The sequence below is a fragment of the Halomonas sp. KM-1 genome, from assembly GCF_000246875.1.
In the GTDB taxonomy this organism is placed as follows: Bacteria; Pseudomonadota; Gammaproteobacteria; order Pseudomonadales; family Halomonadaceae; genus Halomonas; species Halomonas aerodenitrificans.
On sequence record NZ_BAEU01000110.1, the window covers coordinates 104,113 to 126,910 of the forward strand.

A 22,798-nucleotide genomic window follows, 5' to 3' on the forward strand; every position below is an offset into this window, starting at 1 on the left:
GCTCAGCGCCTCTGGTTGCCTTGGCGGCGCATCATGAAGGCCAGCCGTTCGAGCAGTTGGGTATCCTGCTCGTTTTTCACCAGGGCGCCGGCCAGCGGCGGGATCGCCTTCACCGGGTCGCGGTGGTAGAGCGCCTCGCGGGCCAGCTCGTCGGCCATCAGCAGCTTGAGCCAATCCACCAGCTCCGAGGTAGAGGGCTTCTTCTTCAGCCCCGGTGCCTGGCGCAGGTCGAAGAACACCTCCAGCGCCTGGCTCACCAGCTTCGGCGCGATGTCGGGGAAATGCACATCGACGATGGCCTGCATGGTCTCGCGATCGGGGAACTCGATGTAATGGAAGAAGCAGCGGCGCAGGAAGGCGTCGGGTAGCTCCTTCTCGTTGTTCGAGGTGATGACGATGATCGGCCGGTGACGGGCGCGCACGGTCTCGCCGGTCTCGTAGACATGGAACTCCATTCGATCCAACTCCTGGAGCAGATCGTTGGGGAATTCGATGTCGGCCTTGTCGATCTCGTCGATCAGCAGCACCACGCGCTCGTCAGCGGTGAAAGCCTCCCACAGCTTGCCGGGCTTGATGTAGTTCTCGACGTTCTGCACGCCCTCCACGCCGAGCTGGGAGTCGCGCAGGCGGCTCACCGCATCGTACTCGTAGAGCCCCTGGGCGGCCTTGGTGGTGGACTTGATGTGCCAGGTGATCAGCCGTGTGCCAAGCGAGCGGGCCAGCTCTTCGGCCAGCAGGGTCTTGCCGGTTCCCGGCTCGCCTTTGATCAGCAGCGGGCGTTGCAGGGTCACGGCGGCGTTCACCGCCTGCTTCAAGGCATCGGTAGCCACATAGGTAGAGGTCGAATCGAAAGCCATGGGTGCCTCGGCGTAGCATCGTGTAGGGGATAATCAAACGAGTGTACGGAAGGGCGGGGCAGGCGACAAATACAACGACGGAAACGCTCGCGTCCGCCATGACTCACAACGAGACGGGAAGAGGAGCTCAATCGACGCTGGGGCGCGAGGCGTGTCGCCTCACCACCAGCCAGGCCAATACGGACAGCGCCACCAGCAAGATCAAGGGCAGCATGGCCAGGTTGAGCGCCTCCCAGCCCAGCCGGTGGAACAGGTGGCCCGACATCAGTGAGCCGATGGCAACCAGCGAGAAGATGATCAGGTCGTTGATGCCCTGTACCTTGCCCCGCTCTGCCTCGCTATGCACGGTGGAAAGCAGCGCGCTGCCGCCGACGAAGAGGAAGTTCCAGCCGATGCCGAGCGACACCAGGGCCACCCAGAAATGGGCCATCGTCTGGCCCAGGTTGGCCAGCAGCACGGCAGCCGCAAACATGGCGGCACCGGCCAGCAGGATGCGATCGACGCCGAAGCGGGCGATGAGGCTGCCGGTGACGAACGAGGGTGCGAACATGCCGAGCACGTGCCATTGCATGATCAAGGCGACCTGGCTCATCTCGAAACCTGCCGCCCGCATGGCCAGCGGTGTGGCGGTCATGACCAGTATCATGATGGCGTAGCCCACGGCGCCGGCCAGCACAGCGACCAGAAAGCCCGGCTGGCTGCCGATCACTGCCATGGGACGGGAAATGTCGCCGGGCTTTGGCTCGCCGCTTGGCGGCACGCGTAGCTGAGTCAACAGGCCGATGGCCACCAGGGCCAGCACGGCAATCACCAGATAGGGGCCGCCCGAGGGCACCCCGGCCACCCAGCCGAGGGTGGCGCTGGCATTCCACGGCCCCAGGAAGGCGGCCACCACGCCGCCTGCCATCACCAGTGAGATGGCGCGACTGCGAAAGGCGGGGCTGGCCACATCGGCGGCGGCGAAGCGGTAGTACATGGCGAAGCCCTGGTAGAGCCCGAGCAGCAGATTGCCGGCGCAGAACAGCCAGAACGAGCCCGCCGCGATGGCCGCGAAGCTCAGCAGGCCACCGCCTACACCACCCAGAGCCGCGCCGGTGATGAAGCCCAGCCGCCGGCCCACGCTCTTCATGAACAGCGAAGCGGGCAGCGTGGAAACCACCGTGCCCACCATCATCAGCGCGATCGGTAGCGTGGCAAGCCCGGGGTCGGGACTCAGCTGATGACCCACCACGCCGCTCAGCGTCATCACGGTGATGGCGGCGATCATGAACAGAGTCTGTCCGGTGACCAGAATGGCTACGTTGGCTTTCTCGCGGGATGGGGCCGCCATGGGATGTCCTGGTTGCGCTTATCGTCGATAAGCTTTTACCAGCGTAGCCGGATCGTGCTCGGCGTGCCCGTGGCCGACGTGGGTGCGCATCAACTGTGCCGCCAGGCCTGTCATCGGTGTGCCGCTGCCGGCGCGCTGGCTCTGGGCCACGGCCATGTCGAGATCCTTGAGCAGGGTGCGCAGATGCCAGGCCGGGTTGTCGAACTCCCTTGCCGCCATGCGCGGGGTCAGAATCTGGAACGGCCTGGAGTCGGCGAAGCCGCCGGCCAGCGCCTCGGTCAAGCGCGAGGCATCCACGCCGCTGGCCTCGGCCAGGGCCACCATCTCGGCAATTACCGCCGCCTGACAGCCGACGATCATCTGGTTGCACACCTTGGTCACCTGGCCCGCGCCCACCGGGCCCATGTGCGTCACCCGCGCCGAGAGCGGAGCCAGCAGGGGACGTACCGCCTCGACGTCCACTTCCGCACCGCCGCACATGATCGCCAGGCTGCCGGCCTCGGCACCTGCCACGCCGCCGGAGACCGGTGCGTCCACCCAACGCATGCCGCACTCTTCTTCCAATCTCTCGGCAAAGAGCCGCGTTGCCGCCGGGTCGCTGCTGGAGAGGTCGACCAGGCGCTGTCCCGCGCGGCCATGCGCCGCCACGCCGCCGTCGCCGAACACTACCTCTTCCACCACGGCCGTGTTGGCCAGACACAGCATCACCACATCCACCCCTGCCATCAACTCAGCGATGGAGGTTGCCACCGTGGCTCCGGCCTCACGCAGTGGAGTGCACTTCTCCGCTGTGCGGTTCCATACCGTGACCATGTAGCCGGCATCGAGCAGGCGGCGCGTCATGGGGTCGCCCATCAGACCGATGCCGATGAAGCCGAGGCGGGGCTGTGTCATGTCGTTTCTCCAGAATGGGGGCAGGGAAGCGGAACACCTAGCATGCGCTATGGAAGTATTTTCCATCAAGCTGGTCACTGTATATCGCAGCGCAAAGTTCAGTGAACCGATCCGCATCGGGCTACGCTTCAAGGCAGCCACCGAAATGGAGCCGGTCCACTCATGGTAGGCGGCATTGACAAGCGCGGTCGCGCAAGAGGTGAGCAAGAGGGAAGTAATATGAGCGACACAAAGAACACACGTGCCAAGGTGATTCCCTGCCTACGCTATCGAGACGCGCCAGCGGCCATTGAATGGCTCTGCCATGTCTTCGGCTTCGAGCAGCAATTCGCGGCCGCCAACGATGATGGTTCCATAGCCCATGCTCAACTGACGTTCGGCAACGGAATGATCATGCTGGGGTCCGCCACGGACAGTGAGTTCGGGCGCCTGATGAAACAGCCGGATGAGATCGGTGGCGCCGAAACGCAGTGTGCCTATCTCATCGTTTCGGATGCCGACGCCGTCTACACCCGCGCCAAAGCGGCTGGTGCCGAGATCGTCATGGAGATCAAGGACGAAGATTATGGCGGCAGGGGCTTCAGCTGCCGCGACCTGGAAGGCCATCTCTGGAACTTCGGCACCTACGACCCTTGGTAAAAAGGCACTGCTTTGACTCGGCTATGGCGCCTAGCCGTTGATTGGGCAAGCAATTACGGCGTACCCCCAGACTTGAATTATGAGCGGACCATCCAGGTGCCTTGAATCAGGCACCTGGATCCGGCAAGTAATGATCAGCCGGTCATTCTTCCGCTGAGCTTGTCACGCAGGCGGTCGACCATGCCCACGCCCGCCCCCACGGTCTTGTGGAACAGTTCGGAGTGGGGCGCGCTGGGGTGAGGGCGGGTTGGCGCCAGCTGCTTGGCGTTCTCCACTTTCTTGCCCAGGTCGATTCGCTCTTCTTCGGGGAGACGCTGACGCAGTTGGGGGAACTGGTCGGCTTCCTCGTCCTTGGCATGGTGGCGCAGCAGTTCGTCCAGCTTGTGCACATGGTCCATGAAGGCCGGTTCGGCGGCGTCGGCATCTTCCAGTTGTTTCATCACCTGGACGATCTCGTCGTGCTCCTCCTTGTCGTGCTCGGCTTCCTCTTTGCCGTTGGGAATACGCTTCTCCATCACCGGATAGACGTACATTTCCTCGGCAACCGAATGACGCATCACTTCGGCAATCAGCGTATCGGTGAGCTCCCGGCGCTGCTCGGCGTCGGGGGAACGCTGGATCTGGTCCAGCAGGTCCTCCATCTCGCGATGGTCGAGGGTGAGAATATCGACGACGTCGTGTGTAGACGTGTTGGTATGCTGATTCATGAGACTCCCTCCATTGAGTCGTTGCGCCTTTTGCAACAGGCCATCTCAACATAGCCGTGAGTGGTCGTATCAGCCAAACCTGGCATAGCCGGGCACTACCGCCTTATGCTGAATCGCTCGCCAGGAGGCGGATCAACGATCCTGCGCTTCGAAAGGGAGGGGACATGCGACTCAGGGTGCTATCCGACCTTCATCTGGAACACTTCGATGAAGGGCGCGAATTGCCGGACGTCCCGGCTGATGCGGTGGTTCTCGCCGGTGACATTCACCGGCATGCCGAGGGGCTGAGCTGGGCGGCCGAGCGTTTCGCCGGGTTGCCCATTCTCTACGTGCCGGGCAATCATGAATTCTATGGCACCAGCATGCCGCTGTTGCGACAGGCCATGGCGTACGAAGCCGAGCGGCTGGGCATCGAGTTGCTCGACAATCGCTCACTGACGCTGGATGGGGTGCGCTTTCATGGCACGACGCTATGGACCGACTTCGCCCTGTACGATGGTGAGCCGGAACATGATCCTGAGCTGACCGAGCAGAAAGCCCTCTGGATGATGCCCGATTTCAGCATCATCGAACAGCCGGAAGGGCAGACCTTCAGCCCGGCGGAGAGTCGCCGGCTGCATGCCGAATCGCTGTCCTGGCTGGAGGCGGAACTGACCCGGCCCTTCGACGGGCCGCGGGTAGTGATCAGCCACCACGCTCCCTTGGCGGAGTGTATACCGCCGCGCTACCGGGGCGATGCGCTGTCGCCAGCCTTTGCCTCTCATCTGCCGAGCCTGATGGGACGTATGGAGCTGTGGATTCACGGCCACGTGCACGAGCCGGTGGATCGTGTGCTTGGCGGCACGCGGATACTGGCCAACCCAGGCGGCTACCCCGACGAGTTCGAGCCGCCGCTGTTCGTGAACGACTTGGTCGTCGAAATATGAGCGAGAAGAGGGAATGAGAATAATGTTCAAGGTCTACGGCGATCGTCGGTCCGGCAACTGCTACAAGATCCAACTGCTGATGAGCCATCTGGGCATCGAGCACGAATGGATCGATGTCGATATTTTGGCTGGCGATACTCGCAGCCCCGCGTTTCTGGCCAAGAACCGCAACGGCAAGATTCCGCTGCTCGAGCTGCCCTCTGGCGAGTATCTGGCCGAATCCAATGCCATTCTCGATTATCTAGCCCACGGTACCGCCTATCTGCCCGATGAGCCGCTGGCCATGGCGCACGTACTGAGCTGGCAGTTCTTCGAGCAGTACAGCCACGAGCCCTATATTGCGGTAGCGCGCTTCATCGCCAAATACCTTGGCCTGCCCGAGGAGCGCCGGGCGGAATACGAAGGCAAGCAAGCGAGTGGGTACAAGGCACTCGACGTCATGGAGCAGACGCTTGCCGCCTCGCCCTACCTGGTGGGGGAGACGCTCACCGTGGCGGACATCGCATTGTATGCCTATACCCACGTCGCCAAGGAAGGTGGCTTCTCGCTCGCTGGCTATCCTGCCGTGCAGGCCTGGCTCGCCAGGGTGGCTGCTCATCCACGACATGTTCCGATGGGCTCGAAGAACTCGTGACGTAGCCCATCAAAGCTAGTACCCAAGTATCCGATTTGGTGCCATAAAGAAATGGCGTACCCATGGTACGTGGTTGCGCCGTTTCAGCATTGGCAGCGCAGCCTGTCACCACCCTGACAATAACGAAATCAACCCGTCAACGGCAGGCGGTCTGCACCATCCTGTCCTCATGGAGGTTTCACATACTCCATCGGGGCCATGGCCGAGCCGACGTTGCCCGCTGAGCAAGGGTTCGTGGGAGAACGACAATGACCGGTGCAATGGCAGACAAGAAAATGGCCCTTCTGTGGCTGAAAATTGCGGTGGTGTATCTCCTGGTTGGCGTCATCTACGGCATCGTGATGGCCGCCAGTCATCAATATGTCTTTCGCAGCGTGCATGCACACATCAACCTGCTGGGTTGGGCAAGCCTGGCCCTGGCCGGTCTGATGTATCACTTGTATCCGGCTGCTGCGCGTAGCCTTCTCGGCCGACTTCACTTCTACCTGCACAACGGCGGTCTACCGGTGCTGTTGGTATGCCTGCACTTTTACGCGGGCGGCATGCGACAGCTCGAGCCAGTGGTGGCATTGGCCTCGGTGATCGTTGGCTTGGGCATCCTGGCGTTTGCGGTGAACGTCATGATGAACATGAAGGTGACCTTGCCGACGGGCAACGTCGATAGCGCCTGAGCGCGACGGCTGCCGGTTGAAAGCGGTCTGCCTGGGCCTCATCTGGATGGGTGAAGCCGCATCGCTCTACTGGCCCAGGCGGGCCATCCATCGACAGGAGCCTCAGCCGCATGTTCATCGCCGTACTGACACTCGACGTTTCCCTGCCGGGCTGCGCATCGCTCAAGGAGAAGCGCCAGCGCATGGGTGGCATTCACGAGCGCTTCGGTCGTAATCCGGCTGTGGCAGTGTGCGAGAGCGGCCAGCACGATCGGCTCGAAGCAAGCGAGTGGACTTTCGTGGTGACAGGGAACGAGCGGCAGAAAGTGGAGTCGCTGTGCAGTGAGATCGAAGACAAGTTGCAGCGCACGGTGGACGGCCGAGTGCTGAAGGTTTCACGCGAAATGCTGTAGATGAGTGCTTGGCATATGAAGGCACGCTGATTTTGCATTGCATCAAAATAAGTCAGCAGGCCATTTTTATGAGCATTGATGGTGCAGAAGGGAGTGAGCTGGCGGCGTATGGCACAAAGCCTGCGTACTGTTTTTCTTGCAGGTCTTTGTTTTTTCAAGAGTTCTGTAATTGTTGGCGCGGCTATCGCATTGTATTGGGCAACGAAGCAAGAAACCCAGTGCTGAGTTACTAATTAGTACTGAGTAACCGATCAACGCTTCGGAAGGTCGGCAAGAACTGCCTTCTGAGCAACGTCGCCAAAGGCTGAATGACAGCGGGCGATATACCGATGTGAGCTGGCGTGCTCCACCTGACCCCCTTCGGGGGGTCTTTTTTATTTTTCCCGAGCTTGGGCGAACGTGTCGGCAAAGGCAATGCGACCTTGGTCGGTCGGTGGTGTTCTCTTTTCGTTGGCATGGTCTACCCTTGCGGAGCGGTATTCGCAATGCAGCAAGTCGCAGGGAGGTGACATGCAGGAAAGAATCATGCTCGTACTCAATGGCGGTGGCGCCCTGGGTGCTTACCAGTTCGGCGTTTATCGCACTCTGGTAAACCGCCTGGACGAACGCGCAAGGCGTGACATGGTCGTGGTGGGGGCATCGATCGGGGCGGTTAACGGGTATCTGCTGGCGGCGCACCACGCAGCTCCGGATGCGGGTGTGGAAGCCTTGGCAAGCTTCTGGCGTGAGGTGGCCCAACCCGCCTTGCCGTTCGTTCCATTCTTCGATGTCAGAAGCCAGCGCCTGAGCGCCACCCTCACCGGGCTCACTTTCGGCAATCCACCGGTATTCTCGGCCGTGCCAGGCGGCTTTATGATCGGCCTGGGTGGCTATCCTGCCACGGCGGGCTACGACAACCGCAGACTGGTCGAGACTGTGGCGCGTCATGCCGAGCACTATACGGCGTTGAGCGATGCCGGCCCTCGACTGATGATACGCGCCATCGATATCGAAGCGGCGGAACCGGTCTGGTTCGACAGCCAGGAGCAGCCCATCGTGCCCAGCATGATCGGTGCCAGCAGTGCGATTCCGCTACTGTTCAAGCCCGGGCGGCACGAGGGGCGGGCCTATTGGGATGGAGATGTCTGGCATCGCGGCTTGCTGCTGCCAGCTCTCGAACGCCTTTCGTCACCGAGGAGCGGGCAGCCGTGGCATGTCATTACAGTGGAACTGTTCAAGCAGACGCCGGGCATGCCGCAAGGGCTTGGTGAGGGCCTGGATCATTTCAGGCGTCTATTCCTAGGGGCGCGCAGCGACGATGAAGCCCGCGAGGCGACCGAGCGCTACCCCGAGCTGCGCCTGACCCGCATCCGCCGTGATCCACATCCCGGTGAGAGCGCTTCGCTCTGGTTGACGGACTGGGCGCCAGATCGCCTGACATATCTGATCGAGCAGGGCGAGGCGGATGCACAGCGGGCGCTGGATTTGGCTCTTCCGAGCCGAAGCAGCCACAAGGTAAATGAGGAGCGCTGAAAATGACTGAGCTGCCAGGGTGGTCCCTGACAGCTCGTTCGATCCCGGCCGGCTACAAACCTATCTGCCTTCCTTGGCAGACTGAGCTCTACACGACTTCCCTGTCGCTTGCAGCCATCACCGGTATATCAGCGGTCTTGGTTCTTGCCGCCCTTGCGGCCTGCCTCGGAGGCCTTTTGCGGGTCATTGGCAAAATTGCCCCCGCTGTGCTGACCGCCTTTCTGACCGGCCTCGGAGGCACGCTGCGGATCGTTGGCGAAATTGCCGCTGCTCTCCTTACCGCCTTTCTGGCCGGCCTCGGAGGCACGCTGCGGGTCGTTGGCAAAATTGCCCCCGCTGTGCTGGCCGCCTTTCTGGCCGGCTTCAGAGGCGCGCTGTGGGTCGTTGGCGAAGTTGCCGCTGCTTTGCTGGCCACCTTTCTGGCCAGCTTCAGATGCCTTCTTCGGATCGTTGGCAAAATTGCCCGGATTCTGGTTGCGCTGTGCCATGTCAGAACTCCTTCTACATGCTTGTCGATTCAACAAGCGAAAACGTACTTCCATTTACCGGCTGTCCGGCGCTTCTGGCGTTTGCCAGCATGGTTAAACGTAGGAGCACTCAACCGGCATATCAAGCCAGGTCGGGTATCCTAATGCTAAGAAAAGTTGTTGTTTCTAAAGAAAGATTGCGTCCTGAGACGGAGGCGTGATGCGCTTGTCGGCCGTCTCGTTTCAACCCTTTGATTCACTGTCGAAGAGTCTCTATGACAGATTGTTCAGCGGAAACATTTTCGGGCCAGCCACAGGGCCATCGGCTTGTAGTTTTTCGTTTCCCACAGGCTCAATGGGGCACCTCGAGTAGCGAGGTAAGCGGGGCGAAGAGCAAGGTCAAAGAAGCGCGGCAGAAAATGGTTTGATGTAGATCAACGGAGTGTGAGGTAGCGCCACTCATTGGTATGTAGGGACCTGGCACTATTCGCTGAGCTGAGGCTTCATGACAGCCTGAAAATTTTCACAAAATACTCTGCCCACTCAACAGCGAGAATGGCCTTTCCATGAAAACGTACGCATCCAATGGGGAAGCGTTCGCCAGCCTCAAGCGGCTGCTGGCGCTCAATCTGCAAAACAAGATCCTGCTTCTGGTGCTGGTGCCGCTGATCATCTCTTCATCTTGTCTGCTGGTACTCGAGGGCCTGGAGCGCATCGATTCCAACCGTGCCCAGTTGGCTCAGCAGCGTGAACTGATGCTCGAAGCCCGACACCAGGGAGTGGAGAGTGTCGTCGACATGGCGGCGGCGCTGGTGGAGAGCGTCGCCGGTACCATCGACGACCCGGATGCGGCTCGCCTGGCGGCTGTCGAACTGCTGCGTGATCGGCGTTTCGAAGAGGACAATGCCAGGGTCGTGGATGCCGCCATGGCGGTAATCGAAGAGGCGGCCAGGCAAGATCTGATCCAGACCCTGGTGCGGCTCTGGGCCATTGCCTCGGTGATCAACCTGGCCATTACCTTCTTTGCCATCTGGATCACCCGCCGGACGGTGCGTCAGATTCGGCGTACCGCCAATGACATGCACGAGATCGCCCAGGGCGTGGCGGAAGGACGAGGGGATCTCACTCGTCGCCTGCGTGTCACCAGTAAGGACGAGATCGGCGAGCTAGCCCGCCAGTTCAACGGTTTCCTGTCGCGCATCCAGGCCACCCTGCGCGAAGTGAGAGCCGGGGCCAACGATGTCTATTCGGCCTCGTTGAGCATTTCTCGCAGCAGCGACGAGCTGGCTTCGCGCACCGACCAGGCGGCGGCCAGCCTGCAGCAGACCTCCTCGGCAATGGAGGAGATCACCTCGACGGTGGAGAACAATGCCGAACACACCGGGCAGGCGGACCAGTTGGTGCGAGGCAGCTCCGAAGTGGCGCGGCAGGGCAGGGAGTCGATGCAGAGGGTCGAAGAGACGATGGGGCGGATCAGCGCCTCCTCGACCAAGATCGGCGAGATCGTCTCACTCATCGACGGCATCGCTTTCCAGACCAATATCCTGGCGCTCAACGCCTCGGTCGAGGCCGCCAGGGCGGGCGAGCACGGCCGCGGCTTCGCCGTGGTGGCCCAGGAGGTTCGCTCCCTGGCCCAACGCTCGGCGGATGCGGCCCGTGAGATCAAGGGGCTGATCGAAGCATCGATCACGCATACCCGGCAGGGCACCGACATCGTGCACCAGGCCGGCGTCACCATGCAGGAGATCTTCGACAGCATCGCCAAGGTCAATGACGTCATCGCCGAGATCAGCGCCGGCTCGCGTGAGCAGAGTATCGGTATTCACGAGGTGAATACGGCTGTCAGCCGCATGGATACGATGACCCAGCAGAACGCGGCGATGGTGGGACACAATACCGCTACGGCCGCGGCCATGCGCAGCCAGGCGGAAAAACTCACGCAGTTGATCAATACCTTCGTGCTTGGCGGGGAGCTGGAGCGGCCCGCCGTGGTGGCCCCGCCCCTGGAGCTTGTGCCGTCACCGCCCGCGCCCATGCCGGTTCGAGGAAAAGCGCCCGCGGGCGGAAAAGTGCAGGCCGAGGCGGAGTGGGAGGCTTTCTAGGTAGCGGGATGAGTTGCGATGCTTGCCCGCAAGCGGCCAAGAAGCGACGATGAGCCAAGGTAACGGGAAGGGAGCCTTGCCTTGGCTGACATCACCACGACGAATGCCATCCCGGTGGGTATCAGCGCTTGCCTGATGGGCGAGCAGGTACGCTACAACGGGGGCCACAAGCGCTCTCGCTACTGCCTGGAAGTGCTGCAGGAGTGCTTCGCCTTCGTACCGTTCTGCCCCGAACTCGAAGCCGGCCTGGGCGTGCCGCGGGAGCCGATCCGTCTGGTCGGCGCCCCCGGCGAGCCGCCGCGGGTGAAGGGCACGGTGGATCCCGAGCTGGACGTCACCGAGCGCCTGCGTGAAGTCGGCGAGGCGTTCGTGGCGCGCCATCGCCATCTGCGCGGCTTCATTCTGATGAAAGGCTCGCCGAGCTGCGGGCTCGAGCGGGTCAAGGTCTATCACGAAAACGGCATGCCCAGCCATGCCGATTCCGGGCTCTTCGTCCAGGTCATGCGCGAACACTTCCCCGAGCTGCCACTGGAGGAGGAGGCGCGCATGAACGACGCCGTACTGCGCGAGAATTTCATCACCCGTGTGTTCGCCTTCGACGACTGGAAACGCAACGTCGAAGAGGCCGGGGAGTATCACGCTCTGATCCAGTTCCACAGCCGCCAGAAATATCTGCTGATGGCACACCACGTGGAAGCCTATCGCGAGCTGGGCCGCTACCTGGGCAGCGAGGCTCATGCCCTGCCGCTGGAAGAGGTCAAGCGCTCCTACCTGCAGCGCTTCATGGCGGCGCTGTCGCGTCCGGCCACGCGCAAGACCCATACCAATGCGCTGATGCACGTGATGGGCTACCTGAAGCAGGAGCTCGACAGCGAGGTCAAGCAGGATCTGCTACAGGCGATCGAGGAGTATCGCCTCGGCCATGTGCATCTGGCGGTGCCGGTCAGGTTGCTCAACCATTACATGAAGCGTCACGGCTCGGAGTACATTCGCCAGCAGACGTACCTCGATCCGCATCCTTACGAACTCGGTCTGCGCAACGCCATTTGAATCAGGCACGGGCCTCGCGCAAGTTCATGCCTCCGCTCGATGTCGACCGAACTGCAGCTCTGCCAGGTGGCGGTAGAGCGGGCTGCGTTCGAGCAGTTCTCCGTGGCGGCCGGCGGCGACCAGGTGTCCCTCGTCGAATACCAGCAGACGGTCGGCGGCGGTCACCGTGGCCAGCCGGTGAGCGATTACCAGACTGGTGCGGCCGACCATCAGGCGGTCCAGTGCCTGCTGTACCAGGCGCTCGCTTTCGGCGTCTAGCGCGCTCGTCGCCTCGTCGAGCAGCAGCACGCTCGGGTCCTTGAGCAGCGCGCGGGCAATCGCCAGGCGCTGACGCTGGCCACCGGAGAGCTGCACGCCGCCGGGGCCGAGCTCGGTATCGAAGCCGTGGGGCAAGGCCTCGACGAAGCCCAGGGCATTGGCGTCGCGGGCCGCGGCGCGTAGTTCGTCCACGGTGGCGTCGGGCTTGCCGTAGCGAAGGTTATCGGCCACCGTGCCGGTGAACAGTACCGGCTCCTGGGCCACCAGGCCCATGCCGGCGCGCAGCGCCTTGGGGTCGCATTCGCGCAGGTCGATACCGTCCAGCGTCACGCGGCCCCGCTCGGGGTCGTGAAAGCGCAACAGCAGCGTGAACAGCGTACTCTTGCCGGCGCCGGAAGGGCCCACCAGCGCCACGCGCTCGCCGGAGCGAATCTCCAGGTCGAGTGAATCCAGGGCCGGACTTTCCCGCCCTGGGTAGGTGAAGCTCACACCTTCCAGGCGGATCTCACCGCGCAGCGGCGTGGGCAGGGGCGTCGGTGCATCCGGCGAACGAATGGTCGGCTCGGCGTCGAGCAGTTCGAGCAGTCGTTCGGCGGCACCGGCGGCACGCTGCACGTCGCCGGCCACTTCGGCCAGGGTCGCCACCGCCCCGGCCGCCAGCACCGCATAAAAGACGAAGGCCGAGAGTTCGCCCGCGCTGATGTCGCCGGCCAATATCGCCTGACCGCCTTGCCACAGCATCAGGCCCACGGCGGCGAATACCGTCAACATGGCGGCGGCGGTGAGCCAGGCCCGCTGGCGGGTACGTACCACGGCGGTGGCGAAGGCCTGCTCGGCTCGCTCGCCGTAGTCGTGGCGGTCGATCGCTTCGTGGGAAAAGGCCTGCACGGTGCGAATGCCGTCCAGTGCCTCGCTGGCGTAGCGGCCCAGTTCGGCCACCCGGTCCTGGCTGTGGCGGGAAAGCCGTCGCACGCGGCGGCCGAACCAAAGGATCGGCAGCAGCGTGGCCGGTATGCCGATCAGCACCAGCGCCGATAGCCAGGGTTGGGTCACCAGCATCAGAGTCACCGCACCCAGCAGCATCACCAGGTTGCGCAATGCCAGCGAGATCGACGAGCCGAACAGGGTCTGCAGCACGCTGGTATCGGCGGTCAGGCGCGAGGCGATCTCGGCGGCGCCGCGGTCGCGCCGGGAGGCGCTCTCGAAGTAGGCCGGCTCCAGTTCGAGCAGATGATCGAAGACCTGACGCCGCAGGTCAGCGGCCAGGCGCTCGCCGATCCAGCTCACCTGGTAGTAGCGCAGCGCCGAGGCGCCGGCCAGCACGCTGACGACGGCCAGCATCACGCCCAGGGTCTGGTTGAGGCGGGTGGCGTCTGCGGCGAGAAAGCCCTGGTCGATCACCAGGCGCAGCCCCTGGCCCAGCAGCAGCACGCTGCCGGAGGCCACCAGCAGTGCCAGTGCGGCGATGATCAGGCGGCCGCGATAGGGGATGAGCAGCGCCAGCAGGCGCAGCAGTACCCGCGGGTCCGGGCGTGGGGTCATGTCGGGTGGTCACTCATGGCAGGCATGGGGATACGATATCAGGGCTGCGGCATCGGTGCATGAGTGAGCCCGGGGCGCCCGCAGGCAACCCCGGTACTCTCTTCAGATCAGCAGGCTTCAGGCCAGCAAGCGGCTCCAACTGCCATACTCGCCGCGGATCGGCCCGCGACGCAGGCAGAGCAAGATCACCGCCACCGCGCAAATCAGACTGTTGATCGTCGCGGCCGTGTCGGCGCCGTGCAGGAAGGGTGTGAACAGCAGGATGGTGGCCAGCGGTATCATCAGCCAGCGGGCCGGACGGGCCGACTCGGCCATGGCGATGACTCCCAGGGTGATGAGCAGCGCCCCAACCAGGTGCTCCCAGTTGGCCAGGGTGCCCTCGGCGCCGAAGGTGATGCGGGTCAGCATCAGCCAGGCGCCGATCAGGATGCACAGGGCCAGGTTCCAGGGCAGGTTGACCCCGGTACCCAGCGCGTCGCCGAGAATGGCGGTGGGCTTGCACTGGAAATCCTCGTCCGGCGATTCGTTGGGACCTTCGTCGGTATCGCCGGTGAAGAAGATCTTGAGCACCGGAGCACCGGCCTTGCGCCGCCGCTTGAGGAATTCGCCGGTGGCGACGAACTCGTTGAAGGCGTAGGCGATCTGCAGCAGCATCGCCCCGGCCTGGATCAGGCACAGGGTGCACCAGGTGCCGATCAGAATGGGCTGGATGATGATGAAGGTCACCGAGACCACACCGAGCGGCACGATCAGCACGCCGAACGAGGCCACTACCCAAGGCATGGTGCGCCAGCGGTTGGCCGCACCCATCAGACCGAGCATGATCTCCAGCATGTAGACCATGCCGCCCAGGCCGGCATCGGGCACCGGCCAGGCTTCGGAGGCCTCCGAGGTGATGATGTCCTCGGTGCCGTTCAAGCCCTCACGGGTGCCGCCGAAGAATGGGTCCCACGCCGCGTCGATGTGCCCCAACTGATAGGCGGCGAGATAGCGCGAGATGAAGAAGCCGACGAAGGCCAGCGCGATGATCGGCATGCGTTGGCGCCAGCTCGACGGGTTGTTGTTCCACCCGGGCGGCGTGGTCGGGCCGGTCATGGCCGCTGCCGGTGAGATACCGGGCGCCGGCCGCACCACCGCAGCGAAGCCGATGGCCAGGGAACCGACGATGGTGCCGTTGAGGTAGGCGGCGGCGCTGTCGCTCCAGAACACCAGCGGCGCGAACAGCACCCACAGACCGATCACGGCGCACACCCAGCGCGCCCAGAGCAGTTTCAACGAAAGCGAAAGCGCGCCGAACAGCGCCAGCAGCAGGCCCGAAGCCATGTCGCTGTAGGCCATGGCGCCGTCGTAGCCCAGCGTGGCGGGGGAGACCACCAGCCAGGCGCCCAAAGCGATGTTGAAGAAGTGCGCCCACAGGAAGCGGTAGTGCTCGCGCTGGGTATGTGCCTGATAATCTTCCAGTACCCGCTCGGGATTGACGCCTTTCTCCTCGGCCTCCTCGATCCAGTCCGGGGGGGTAATGCCATTGGCCTCGTACCAGCCGTGGGGGTCGCTGAGCAGGTGGTCGACCATCGCCTCCAAGGTGTCGAAGACCTCATGGCGCGGCTCCCAGCCGAGCTGTTCCCGCGCCCGGCGGATGTCCAGCTCGTAGTGGTCGTCGGCCATGTCGATCATGAACGGCCGGATGAAGGGCTTCTCGCCCTTGTCGAAATCGTCCGGCACCAGCGGCTCGCTTTTCTCTTCCAGCAGCGCACCGGTCTTGGCCAGCGGCTTGGGCATGACCACGGTCTTCCATTTCTTCTTGCCGTGGATCAGCTCACCCAGACGGTTCTGCAGCGCCTCGTAGCTGACGGCATGCTCCTCACCGATGAGGATTTCGTTCTTTTCGGGCAGTTCGCGGCGCCGGTCGATGGTGCGGCGAAAGGCCTCGATCATGTCCTCCTTGTGCACGCAGGCCTGGCCGGCGTTGGTGTTGCCCGAGTAGAAATGACTCTTGAGGGTGTGCTCGTAGATGCGCGCGATCTGGTGGGAGAGCGTCGGCACGCTGGTCTTCTCGTCGTACATACCGGCCAGGCGCAGCAGGGTGTAGGGCATGCGGGCATATTCCCTGATCACCTCCTCGGTGCGCGCCTTAGACTGCGGATAGGCCCAGGTGGGGCCGATCGGCGTCTCCTCGCTGACCCGGCGGCCCGGTACCTGAGGCTCGTGCACGAGCATGGTGCTGGAGTAGATGAAGCGCTCGACGTTCATGTCTGCCAGCGCCTCGAGCAGGTTGCGCGTACCCTGCTCGTTGACCTTCTCGTAGAGTGGCGACTCCTCGCCGGTGAAATCGAAATAGGCCGCCAGGTGCACCACGGCGGCGATGTCGTGCCCGTGCCGCTCGGCGATCTCGCTCATCGTGCGCTTGATGGAGTCGACCTCTGTGAGGTCGAATTCGTAGCTCTCGTCGGCCTCTTCGCCCGCGCTGCGGTCCAGTCCGATGATGTGATAGTCATCCTTCAGGCTGCGGGTCAGGGCGGTTCCTACGCCCCCCGAAGCCCCGGTGATGATCACCACCGGTTTATCCCGGTTTGTGACTTCCTTGCCTTGCATGACCAAGACCCCTTCTCAATCCATGAGCGCACAGAACGATGATGCTCCCTCAAGCTAGTCGGCTTTACCTCAGAACGGCAAACCCAAGTTATTACGCTTGGTGTTTCCATTGGCTATGCTGCTGATGCGGTTGGCGTGTCTGCCAAACCGTCCGGAACGGAAAAGGAGTTTCTTGCGCATGAAGAGTGTCGTTGCCATCCGCCACGTTGCTTTCGAGGATCTGGGCATCTTCGAGCCGATCCTCGAGGAGTTCGGCTACCGCATCCGCTACCTCGACCCGGGACTGCTGGGGCCGGATGCTCTGGAATCGCTGGATGTCGACAGCCCCGAGCTGATGGTGGTGCTGGGCGGGCCGGTTGGCGCCAACGACGATGCGCTCTTTCCGTTTCTCGCCGCCGAGCTGGACGCCATTCGCCACCGGCTCGATTCGGGACGTCCGCTGCTCGGTATCTGCCTCGGGGCACAGCTCATCGCCCGCGCCATGGGCGGGCGGGTCTTTCCGATGCCGGAAAAGGAGATCGGCTTTGCCGACGTCTACCTGACGCGAGACGGACAGGAGGGGCCGCTACGCCACCTGGGCAATCCCGATCACGTCCTGCACTGGCATGGCGACATGTTCGAAACGCCCCCCGGCGCCACGCGGCTGGCCTACAGCCACCCCTGTTCGCACCAGGCCTTCGCCGTGGGCGATCAGGTGCTGGGGCTGCAGTTTCATCTCGAGGTGGACCCGACCCGAATCGAGCCCTGGCTGATTGGTCATGCCGCCGAGCTTGCCGTGGCGGAAGTCGATCCGGTCGAACTGCGTGAGCAGGCGCAGCTGCACGGTCCGGGCATTGCCCGGCGCGGTCAGCAGGTACTGCGCGAATGGCTGACCAACGCTGAGGCTACCCACGACATCGAGTAGCGCCGGGCTTCGTCACTCCTTGCGTTGCTTGAGCTGCTCCTTGAGTTGTTTGGGCACCTGCTTGATGATCAGCCGGTCCTGGCTTTCGTCATACTCGATGGACGACCCCAGCAGATGGGAGTCGAAGCTGATCGAGACACCGCCGGCGCGGCCAGTGAAGCGGCGAAACTGTCTGAGGGTGCGCTTGTCCGGCGGTATCTCGGGCGAGAGACCGTAGTCGGCGTTGCGGATGTGGTCGTAGAATGCCTTGGGCTGTTGCTCGTCGAGCAGCTCCGAGAGCTCTTCCAGGGTGATCGGCTCGCCGCGGCCGGCCTGCTCATTGGCGTAGTCGATCAGCGCTTCGGTCTTCTCCCGGCTCTGCTCCTCGGGCATGTCTTCGCGCTCGACATAGTCGCTGAAGGCCTTGAGCAGGGTGCGGGTCTCGCCGGTGGCGTCGATCCCCTCGGTGGCACCGAGTACGGTGGCCAGATCCTCCGAGAGCTTCCTGCCGCCGCGATCGTGAATCCACGACAGGTAATGACGCGAAGCGGCGCCGTCGCGCCACTGGGTCAGATTGATTCGCAGCCCCAGGCTCATGCGCGCCAGGTTGAGCTGCGCCGCGGGCACGACCCGCATGGCCGAGTCGATACCGAACCCCGTACGTTGATGCAGCAATGCCACGCCGAGATAGTGGGTTTCACCCTGACGATAGTCGATGCACAGGAGATGGCCGGAGGCGGAGAGGTGCGCGTCGACCAGCGGCAGCAGGCGATTGGCCAGAGCCTGGCTGAAAGCGGCAAAGTCGCTGCGCGCTTCCAGATAGTCGGTCAGCTCTTGGGCGAAGGGCGTTGCCGAGCCCGGTTCGCTGGCGTCCGGCTCCTGAAAGTGACCCCATGCCTTGGTCTTGGCATGGTAGGCATCGTGAAATCCCGACAGCAGGTCTTCCAGCAGCGGCGACGATGCCAGCTCGGCAGTGGCTGCCCGCAGGCTTGCCGGCTGCTCGCCGCTCTCCTTGTCGATCTCGTGGACGATGCAGTGCTGTATCGGCATGACCATCTCCGCCGTGAAGGGCGCCGTGATAGGCGTTGGGTGGGCTGTGCCAGCTACTCGGACAGAGCCTGGGCAGGAGACGAATCATACCGGGCCCGGCGTCGAGTTCAAGCCGGGGTGGTGGCCACGCTCAGGCTCTTGCCGAGAACGCGGGCGGAGCCTCGCCGGCCACCACGACGCAATTTCTGCCGCGCGACTTGCCGACATAAAGAGCGTCGTCGGCGCGTTGCAGTGCCGGTTCCAGCCTCGTTTCCCCTGGCGCGACCTGGCTGATGCCGACCGTGACGGAAAGACGCTGGCCGAGGGGCAGCATGGGGAGCTGCAGGGAGGTCACCTTGTCTCGCAGGCGTTCGGCGATTGAGTTGGCGGTCTCGAGATCGGCCTGGGGCAGGGCGATGACGAACTCCTCGCCGCCGTAGCGGCCGATGATGTCCGTCTCGCGCAGCACCGAGGCGCAACAGGAGGCCACCGTCGTCAGCACCAGGTCGCCCACGGCATGGCCATGATGATCGTTGAGGGTCTTGAACAGATCGATATCGACCATGCAGATGGCCAGCGGCGTGTGCTCGCGATGAGCCCGGGTCAGCTCGCGCTCCGCCAGTTCGAAGAAGTGCCTGCGGTTGGCGATACCGGTCAGTGGGTCGGTACTTGCCATGTGGCGTAGCTGGGCTTCGAGCATTTGGCGCTCCTCGATCTCGCCCTGCAGCTTGCGATTGATGTCGCGCTCATCCATCAGCAGGGCGAACTGCTTGCGCTGCAGCCGGTTCAGTCGGCTGAAGGTCAGCCAGCCCATCAGATTGGCGAAGGCGATGATCATCAGGGTGCTCGCCAGCATGCCGGGGGCCAGGGGTTTCCACAGCAGCGCCAGCAGAATGAAGCCGAACGACAGATAGCCATTCCAGACGAGAATCCAGGTCAGCCGGTTGGGCACCAGCAGATAGATAGTCAGACTGGCCACCACGATGCTCGAGATGTGCAGCCCGACACTGCCCGGGTGGAGGTAGATCGTCAGCAGCAAACCGCTGATGGCGGCGAAGTAGACCAGATTGAGCGGCAGCGGCCGGTGGGCCTGGGCAGGGTCTCGGGTGATGTAACGGGCCAGCACCAGGCAGCTGAGTGTCACGCCGATACGGGTGGCGGCCAGGATGAGAAAGGTGCCGCTTGCGCCGAGCAGGAGATAGTCAGCTGCGATGAACAAGAGGAAGGTGGCAGCAATCAGCCATAGCGCATAGCGCAGCTGCTGTGCGTCCTGTAAGCGCATGGTGCGGCGATAGAGGGCTTCCAGCGGGGCGTCGTGAAACTCGACGCACCAATTGAGCGAAGCTCCCTGCCTAGCTTCGTTCTTGCCAGCAGTCATTGCAGTTCCCTTGTGATGGAGCAATGGAGTCGTCGTGGAATGGATCACTCCGCTGCTCGCTTATTCTCGTGTTCTGCTCGTGCTGTAAGTAGTCTGTGCCTCGTGTTACAAGTATGTAAACGCAATCTGTGAAAGCATGGCCAATAACGCTCGCGAGCGCCAGCGGCAACTGTGCCGTAGCGCTCAACGCTGCAAGCTAACCGCCGGCTGCATGCGTTGCCTCAAGGTTTGAGCCGATAGCCGGTGCGGAAAATCCAGTTGATCACCGCGAGGGCTACACCGAGAAACAGTGTGATGATGGCGAGGCTGGCCCAGATACTCACGTCACCGGTGCCATAGAAACTCCAGCGGAAGCCGCTGACCAGGTAAACCACCGGGTTGAGCAGTGTCACCGCCTGCCACAGAGGGGGCAGCATGTCGATGGAGTAGAAGGTGCCGCCGAGGAAGGTCAACGGCGTGACGATCAGCAGCGGTACCAACTGCAGCTTTTCGAAGCCGTCGGCCCAGATGCCGATGATGAAGCCGAGCAGGCTGAAGGTCACCGCGGTAAGGATCAGGAACAGCAGCATCATCAACGGATGCTGAATGGAAAATGGTACGAACAGCCGCGCCGTGCCGAGTACGATCAGGCCCAGGATGATCGACTTTGTGGCCGCCGCCCCGACATAGCCGAGCACGATCTCGAAATAGGAGATCGGCGCTGAGAGGATTTCGTAGATGGCCCCCGAGAAGCGCGGGAAGAAGATGCCGAACGAAGCGGTCGAGACGCTCTGAGTGAGCAGCATCAGCATGATCAGCCCCGGCACGATGAACGCGCCGTAGCTCACGCCGTCCACTTCGCTGATGCGGGTCCCAATGGCCGCGCCGAACACCACGAAGTAGAGCGACGTGGAGACCACCGGGGAGACGATGCTCTGCAGCACCGTACGCAGGCTGCGAGCCATCTCGGCCTGGTAGATGGTTTTCACCGATTGCAGGTTCATGCACTCTCCCTGACCAGGTTGACGAAGATCTCCTCCAGCGAGCTCTGTCGCGTGTGCAGGTCCTTCACCCTGATGCCGGTTGCCTCCAGGTCGGCCAGCAGCCCGGCGATGCCGGTGCCTTCGTCCTGACGGCTGACGTCGTAGGTGTAGACCAGCGCATGGCCCTCGTCGGCCAATACGAGGTCGTGGCCGCTAAGGGCTGCAGGCACGGCTTCGAGCGGTACCGCCAGGTGCAGGGTCAGCTCCTTGCGCCCGAGTTGCTGCATCAGGGCGGCTTTCTCCTCCACCAGGACCAGCTCGCCGCGACGGATGACACCGATGCGATCGGCCATTTCCTCGGCTTCTTCGATGTAGTGGGTGGTGAGAATGATGGTCACGCCCTGGTCGCGCAGACCCCTCACCACTTCCCACATTTCCCGGCGCAGTTCCACGTCGACGCCGGCCGTGGGTTCGTCGAGGAACAGCACCTGAGGGTTGTGCGACAGTGCCTTGGCAATCAGCACCCGCCGCTTCATGCCGCCGGATAGCTCCAGCAGGCGGTTGTCACGCTTGTCCCACAAGGTCAGGGCGCGCAGCACGTTCTCGATATGCGCCGGATCCTTGGGCTTGCCGAACAGCCCGCGGCTGAAGCTGACCGTGTCCCATACCGTGGTGAAGGCCTCGTTGGTCAGCTCCTGGGGTACCAGGCCGATGCGCTCGCGGGCTTCACGGTAGTGGGCCACGTTGTCGAAGCCATCGACCCGGACGCTGCCGCTGGTGGCATTGACCAGCCCGCAGATCACGCTGATCAGCGTGGTCTTGCCGGCTCCGTTGGGGCCGAGCAGGGCGAAGATCTCGCCGCGGCGGATGGTCAGGCTCACCTCCTTGAGCGCCTGGAAACCGCCACCATAGATCTTGGAGAGCTGTTCGACCTGAATCATCGGCGTGCCGGCCTCGCCGCCGTTGCCGGCAGCGGAGCCTGGTTCCGGCATACTGATCCGCGAAGGGTTGGCTGAGAGAGTCATGCGACGTCCCTGTTGGCGAAAGATCGATTCGACATGGCTCTATCCTAGCGCGTGAGGCCGCTCGGCACAGGGGGCCAAACGAGAAAAGCCGCCGTGCGGTTCAAGGCACGAGCGGCTTCTCCTGACGGGCGGCGTCATGCTATCGCCACGCTTCACGAAAACGCTGCACAAACCGACGAGCGAGATGAAGAACAAGGCGCACGGAGCGCAGGAGCCGGAGCATATGGGGTATATGTGAGGGCTTCGAGCACCGCGCAACGCAGTGATTCGCTCGTGCAGGCCTTTGTGCAGTGTTTTCTCAGCTGCGGCTGGTGATCTCCAGCAAATGATAGCCGAACTGGGTCTTCACCGGACCATGGACCTTGTTCAGCTCGCCGGAGAACACCACCTCATCGAATTCGCGCACCATCTGGCCGGGGCCGAAGCTGCCGAGGTCGCCGCCCTGGCGACTGGAAGGGCAGGTGGAGTGCTCGCGCGCAACCTCGGCAAAGTCGCGACCGCCTTCGATCTCGGCCTTGAGAGCCTCGCACTTCTCTTCGCTGTTCACCAGAATGTGTCGCGCAGTTGCCTTGGCCATGTCGTGCTCCTGTCGTGAGAGGCTGTCGTGAGATAAAGCCCGCAGCATAGCATGCGTGTACGCAGTGCCGAAGTTTATCCCTCGTAGGCGGCCAACTCGACCTGGGCCGCCGAGTCGCGCAACGGCACCAGGGCCTGGTACTCGGGAGAAGCGTACCACTGCTCCACGGCCTGCCGGTCGGGGAAGCGCAGCATCACGATGTTGGGATGCCCCGGCTCGCCTGCCAGCATGGCCGTACGTTGACCACGCATGATCACCTCGCCGCCCCAGGGGGCGAGAGTTTCAGGTACCCGTTCGACATACTCCATCCAGCGCTCGGGGTCATGTACCGTAACTTGTCCGACCACGTAGGCACTGCTCATGGGTGTCCT

The 22,798-nt window shown here is 63.1% G+C and carries 22 protein-coding genes; 9 read left to right on the forward strand and 13 right to left on the reverse strand.

The window, feature by feature from the left end; translation table 11 throughout:
• Positions 1–2: 2 nt before the first annotated feature.
• The 3 genes from B8115_RS12105 to B8115_RS12115 all read right to left on the reverse strand — a co-directional run bounded on the left by B8115_RS12105 (position 3) and on the right by B8115_RS12115 (position 3,081).
• Positions 3–857 (reverse strand): MoxR family ATPase, encoded by an 855-nt coding sequence (locus B8115_RS12105; protein WP_010628066.1) that lies wholly within the window; start codon positions 855–857, stop codon positions 3–5.
• A gap of 127 nt (positions 858–984) precedes the next feature.
• Positions 985–2,187 carry an MFS transporter gene (locus B8115_RS12110; protein WP_010628067.1) on the reverse strand — a complete coding sequence of 401 codons (1,203 nt, stop codon included), beginning with the start codon at positions 2,185–2,187 and terminating at the stop codon, positions 985–987.
• 18 nt (positions 2,188–2,205) lie between these two features.
• On the reverse strand, positions 2,206–3,081 hold the full coding sequence (locus B8115_RS12115) for an NAD(P)-dependent oxidoreductase (RefSeq protein ID WP_010628068.1): 876 nt from the start codon (positions 3,079–3,081) through the stop codon (positions 2,206–2,208).
• Positions 3,082–3,300: 219 nt separating this feature from the next.
• On the opposite strand from B8115_RS12115, the gene B8115_RS12120 reads away from it, so the two are divergent.
• Positions 3,301–3,720: a VOC family protein gene (locus tag B8115_RS12120; RefSeq protein ID WP_010628069.1), complete on the forward strand. Its 420-nt coding sequence runs from the start codon at positions 3,301–3,303 to the stop codon at positions 3,718–3,720.
• A gap of 134 nt (positions 3,721–3,854) precedes the next feature.
• Here B8115_RS12120 and B8115_RS12125 read toward each other — a convergent pair whose 3' ends face one another.
• Complete coding sequence (locus B8115_RS12125; RefSeq protein ID WP_010628070.1) at positions 3,855–4,427, reverse strand: hemerythrin domain-containing protein; 573 nt, start codon at positions 4,425–4,427, stop codon at positions 3,855–3,857.
• A gap of 164 nt (positions 4,428–4,591) precedes the next feature.
• Here B8115_RS12125 and B8115_RS12130 point away from each other — a divergent pair, with 164 nt between their 5' ends.
• The 5 genes from B8115_RS12130 (at position 4,592) to B8115_RS12150 (ending at position 8,562) form a co-directional block, all read left to right on the forward strand.
• On the forward strand, positions 4,592–5,353 hold the full coding sequence (locus tag B8115_RS12130) for a metallophosphoesterase (protein ID WP_010628071.1): 762 nt from the start codon (positions 4,592–4,594) through the stop codon (positions 5,351–5,353).
• Between the two features lie 22 nt (positions 5,354–5,375).
• Positions 5,376–5,987, forward strand: coding sequence for a glutathione S-transferase family protein (locus tag B8115_RS12135; RefSeq protein ID WP_010628072.1), 612 nt, complete (start codon positions 5,376–5,378; stop codon positions 5,985–5,987).
• 248 nt (positions 5,988–6,235) lie between these two features.
• Positions 6,236–6,658, forward strand: a complete 423-nt coding sequence (locus tag B8115_RS12140) for a hypothetical protein (RefSeq protein ID WP_010628073.1) — start codon at positions 6,236–6,238, stop codon at positions 6,656–6,658.
• A gap of 110 nt (positions 6,659–6,768) precedes the next feature.
• Positions 6,769–7,050: a DUF503 domain-containing protein gene (locus B8115_RS12145; RefSeq protein WP_010628074.1), complete on the forward strand. Its 282-nt coding sequence runs from the start codon at positions 6,769–6,771 to the stop codon at positions 7,048–7,050.
• A 525-nt stretch (positions 7,051–7,575) separates the two neighbouring features.
• The gene (locus B8115_RS12150; RefSeq protein WP_010628075.1) at positions 7,576–8,562 is read left to right on the forward strand and encodes a patatin-like phospholipase family protein; all 987 of its coding nucleotides are present in this window, start codon (positions 7,576–7,578) and stop codon (positions 8,560–8,562) included.
• Between the two features lie 128 nt (positions 8,563–8,690).
• Here B8115_RS12150 and B8115_RS24140 read toward each other — a convergent pair whose 3' ends face one another.
• Positions 8,691–9,050 carry a KGG domain-containing protein gene (locus B8115_RS24140; RefSeq protein WP_010628076.1) on the reverse strand — a complete coding sequence of 120 codons (360 nt, stop codon included), beginning with the start codon at positions 9,048–9,050 and terminating at the stop codon, positions 8,691–8,693.
• Positions 9,051–9,595: 545 nt separating this feature from the next.
• Here B8115_RS24140 and B8115_RS12160 point away from each other — a divergent pair.
• Positions 9,596–11,131 carry a methyl-accepting chemotaxis protein gene (locus tag B8115_RS12160; protein ID WP_010628077.1) on the forward strand — a complete coding sequence of 512 codons (1,536 nt, stop codon included), beginning with the start codon at positions 9,596–9,598 and terminating at the stop codon, positions 11,129–11,131.
• 81 nt (positions 11,132–11,212) lie between these two features.
• Complete coding sequence (locus B8115_RS12165) at positions 11,213–12,181, forward strand: DUF523 and DUF1722 domain-containing protein (protein WP_010628078.1); 969 nt, start codon at positions 11,213–11,215, stop codon at positions 12,179–12,181.
• A 24-nt stretch (positions 12,182–12,205) separates the two neighbouring features.
• On the opposite strand, the gene B8115_RS12170 is transcribed toward B8115_RS12165, so the two are convergent.
• Together B8115_RS12170 and B8115_RS12175 are read right to left on the reverse strand one after the other, a co-directional pair.
• The gene (locus B8115_RS12170; RefSeq protein WP_010628079.1) at positions 12,206–13,981 is read right to left on the reverse strand and encodes an ABC transporter transmembrane domain-containing protein; all 1,776 of its coding nucleotides are present in this window, start codon (positions 13,979–13,981) and stop codon (positions 12,206–12,208) included.
• Positions 13,982–14,098: 117 nt separating this feature from the next.
• Complete coding sequence (locus tag B8115_RS12175) at positions 14,099–16,573, reverse strand: NAD-dependent epimerase/dehydratase family protein (RefSeq protein ID WP_010628080.1); 2,475 nt, start codon at positions 16,571–16,573, stop codon at positions 14,099–14,101.
• Positions 16,574–16,751: 178 nt separating this feature from the next.
• Between B8115_RS12175 and B8115_RS12180 the strand changes: the two genes are divergently transcribed.
• Complete coding sequence (locus B8115_RS12180; RefSeq protein ID WP_010628081.1) at positions 16,752–17,477, forward strand: glutamine amidotransferase; 726 nt, start codon at positions 16,752–16,754, stop codon at positions 17,475–17,477.
• Positions 17,478–17,489: 12 nt separating this feature from the next.
• Here the strand turns inward: B8115_RS12180 and yejK are convergent, their stop codons facing one another.
• The 6 genes from yejK to B8115_RS12210 all read right to left on the reverse strand — a co-directional run bounded on the left by yejK (position 17,490) and on the right by B8115_RS12210 (position 22,789).
• Positions 17,490–18,506: a nucleoid-associated protein YejK gene (yejK, locus tag B8115_RS12185; protein ID WP_010628082.1), complete on the reverse strand. Its 1,017-nt coding sequence runs from the start codon at positions 18,504–18,506 to the stop codon at positions 17,490–17,492.
• Positions 18,507–18,636: 130 nt separating this feature from the next.
• Positions 18,637–19,863 carry a GGDEF domain-containing protein gene (locus tag B8115_RS12190; RefSeq protein ID WP_010628083.1) on the reverse strand — a complete coding sequence of 409 codons (1,227 nt, stop codon included), beginning with the start codon at positions 19,861–19,863 and terminating at the stop codon, positions 18,637–18,639.
• A 221-nt stretch (positions 19,864–20,084) separates the two neighbouring features.
• Positions 20,085–20,846, reverse strand: coding sequence for an ABC transporter permease (locus B8115_RS12195; protein ID WP_010628084.1), 762 nt, complete (start codon positions 20,844–20,846; stop codon positions 20,085–20,087).
• Positions 20,843–21,766, reverse strand: coding sequence for an ABC transporter ATP-binding protein (locus tag B8115_RS12200; RefSeq protein WP_026038082.1), 924 nt, complete (start codon positions 21,764–21,766; stop codon positions 20,843–20,845). Before B8115_RS12200 ends, B8115_RS12195 begins: the two co-directional genes overlap by 4 nt.
• A gap of 382 nt (positions 21,767–22,148) precedes the next feature.
• Complete coding sequence (locus B8115_RS12205; protein WP_010628086.1) at positions 22,149–22,427, reverse strand: peptidylprolyl isomerase; 279 nt, start codon at positions 22,425–22,427, stop codon at positions 22,149–22,151.
• Between the two features lie 74 nt (positions 22,428–22,501).
• Positions 22,502–22,789 carry a DUF1330 domain-containing protein gene (locus B8115_RS12210; RefSeq protein WP_010628087.1) on the reverse strand — a complete coding sequence of 96 codons (288 nt, stop codon included), beginning with the start codon at positions 22,787–22,789 and terminating at the stop codon, positions 22,502–22,504.
• Positions 22,790–22,798 lie beyond the last annotated feature (9 nt).

Bases quoted from the DNA above. Each gene is read 5' to 3' on its own strand.
- B8115_RS12105 (WP_010628066.1), bottom strand. From the start codon at position 857: ATGGCTTTCGATTCGACCTCTACCTATGTGGCTACCGATGCCTTGAAG.
- B8115_RS12110 (WP_010628067.1), bottom strand. From the start codon at position 2,187: ATGGCGGCCCCATCCCGCGAGAAAGCCAACGTAGCCATTCTGGTCACC.
- B8115_RS12115 (WP_010628068.1), bottom strand. From the start codon at position 3,081: ATGACACAGCCCCGCCTCGGCTTCATCGGCATCGGTCTGATGGGCGAC.
- B8115_RS12120 (WP_010628069.1), top strand. From the start codon at position 3,301: ATGAGCGACACAAAGAACACACGTGCCAAGGTGATTCCCTGCCTACGC.
- B8115_RS12125 (WP_010628070.1), bottom strand. From the start codon at position 4,427: ATGAATCAGCATACCAACACGTCTACACACGACGTCGTCGATATTCTC.
- B8115_RS12130 (WP_010628071.1), top strand. From the start codon at position 4,592: ATGCGACTCAGGGTGCTATCCGACCTTCATCTGGAACACTTCGATGAA.
- B8115_RS12135 (WP_010628072.1), top strand. From the start codon at position 5,376: ATGTTCAAGGTCTACGGCGATCGTCGGTCCGGCAACTGCTACAAGATC.
- B8115_RS12140 (WP_010628073.1), top strand. From the start codon at position 6,236: ATGACCGGTGCAATGGCAGACAAGAAAATGGCCCTTCTGTGGCTGAAA.
- B8115_RS12145 (WP_010628074.1), top strand. From the start codon at position 6,769: ATGTTCATCGCCGTACTGACACTCGACGTTTCCCTGCCGGGCTGCGCA.
- B8115_RS12150 (WP_010628075.1), top strand. From the start codon at position 7,576: ATGCTCGTACTCAATGGCGGTGGCGCCCTGGGTGCTTACCAGTTCGGC.
- B8115_RS24140 (WP_010628076.1), bottom strand. From the start codon at position 9,050: ATGGCACAGCGCAACCAGAATCCGGGCAATTTTGCCAACGATCCGAAG.
- B8115_RS12160 (WP_010628077.1), top strand. From the start codon at position 9,596: ATGAAAACGTACGCATCCAATGGGGAAGCGTTCGCCAGCCTCAAGCGG.
- B8115_RS12170 (WP_010628079.1), bottom strand. From the start codon at position 13,981: ATGACCCCACGCCCGGACCCGCGGGTACTGCTGCGCCTGCTGGCGCTG.
- B8115_RS12175 (WP_010628080.1), bottom strand. From the start codon at position 16,573: ATGCAAGGCAAGGAAGTCACAAACCGGGATAAACCGGTGGTGATCATC.
- B8115_RS12180 (WP_010628081.1), top strand. From the start codon at position 16,752: ATGAAGAGTGTCGTTGCCATCCGCCACGTTGCTTTCGAGGATCTGGGC.
- yejK (WP_010628082.1), bottom strand. From the start codon at position 18,506: ATGCCGATACAGCACTGCATCGTCCACGAGATCGACAAGGAGAGCGGC.
- B8115_RS12190 (WP_010628083.1), bottom strand. From the start codon at position 19,863: ATGACTGCTGGCAAGAACGAAGCTAGGCAGGGAGCTTCGCTCAATTGG.
- B8115_RS12195 (WP_010628084.1), bottom strand. From the start codon at position 20,846: ATGAACCTGCAATCGGTGAAAACCATCTACCAGGCCGAGATGGCTCGC.
- B8115_RS12200 (WP_026038082.1), bottom strand. From the start codon at position 21,766: ATGATTCAGGTCGAACAGCTCTCCAAGATCTATGGTGGCGGTTTCCAG.
- B8115_RS12205 (WP_010628086.1), bottom strand. From the start codon at position 22,427: ATGGCCAAGGCAACTGCGCGACACATTCTGGTGAACAGCGAAGAGAAG.
- B8115_RS12210 (WP_010628087.1), bottom strand. From the start codon at position 22,789: ATGAGCAGTGCCTACGTGGTCGGACAAGTTACGGTACATGACCCCGAG.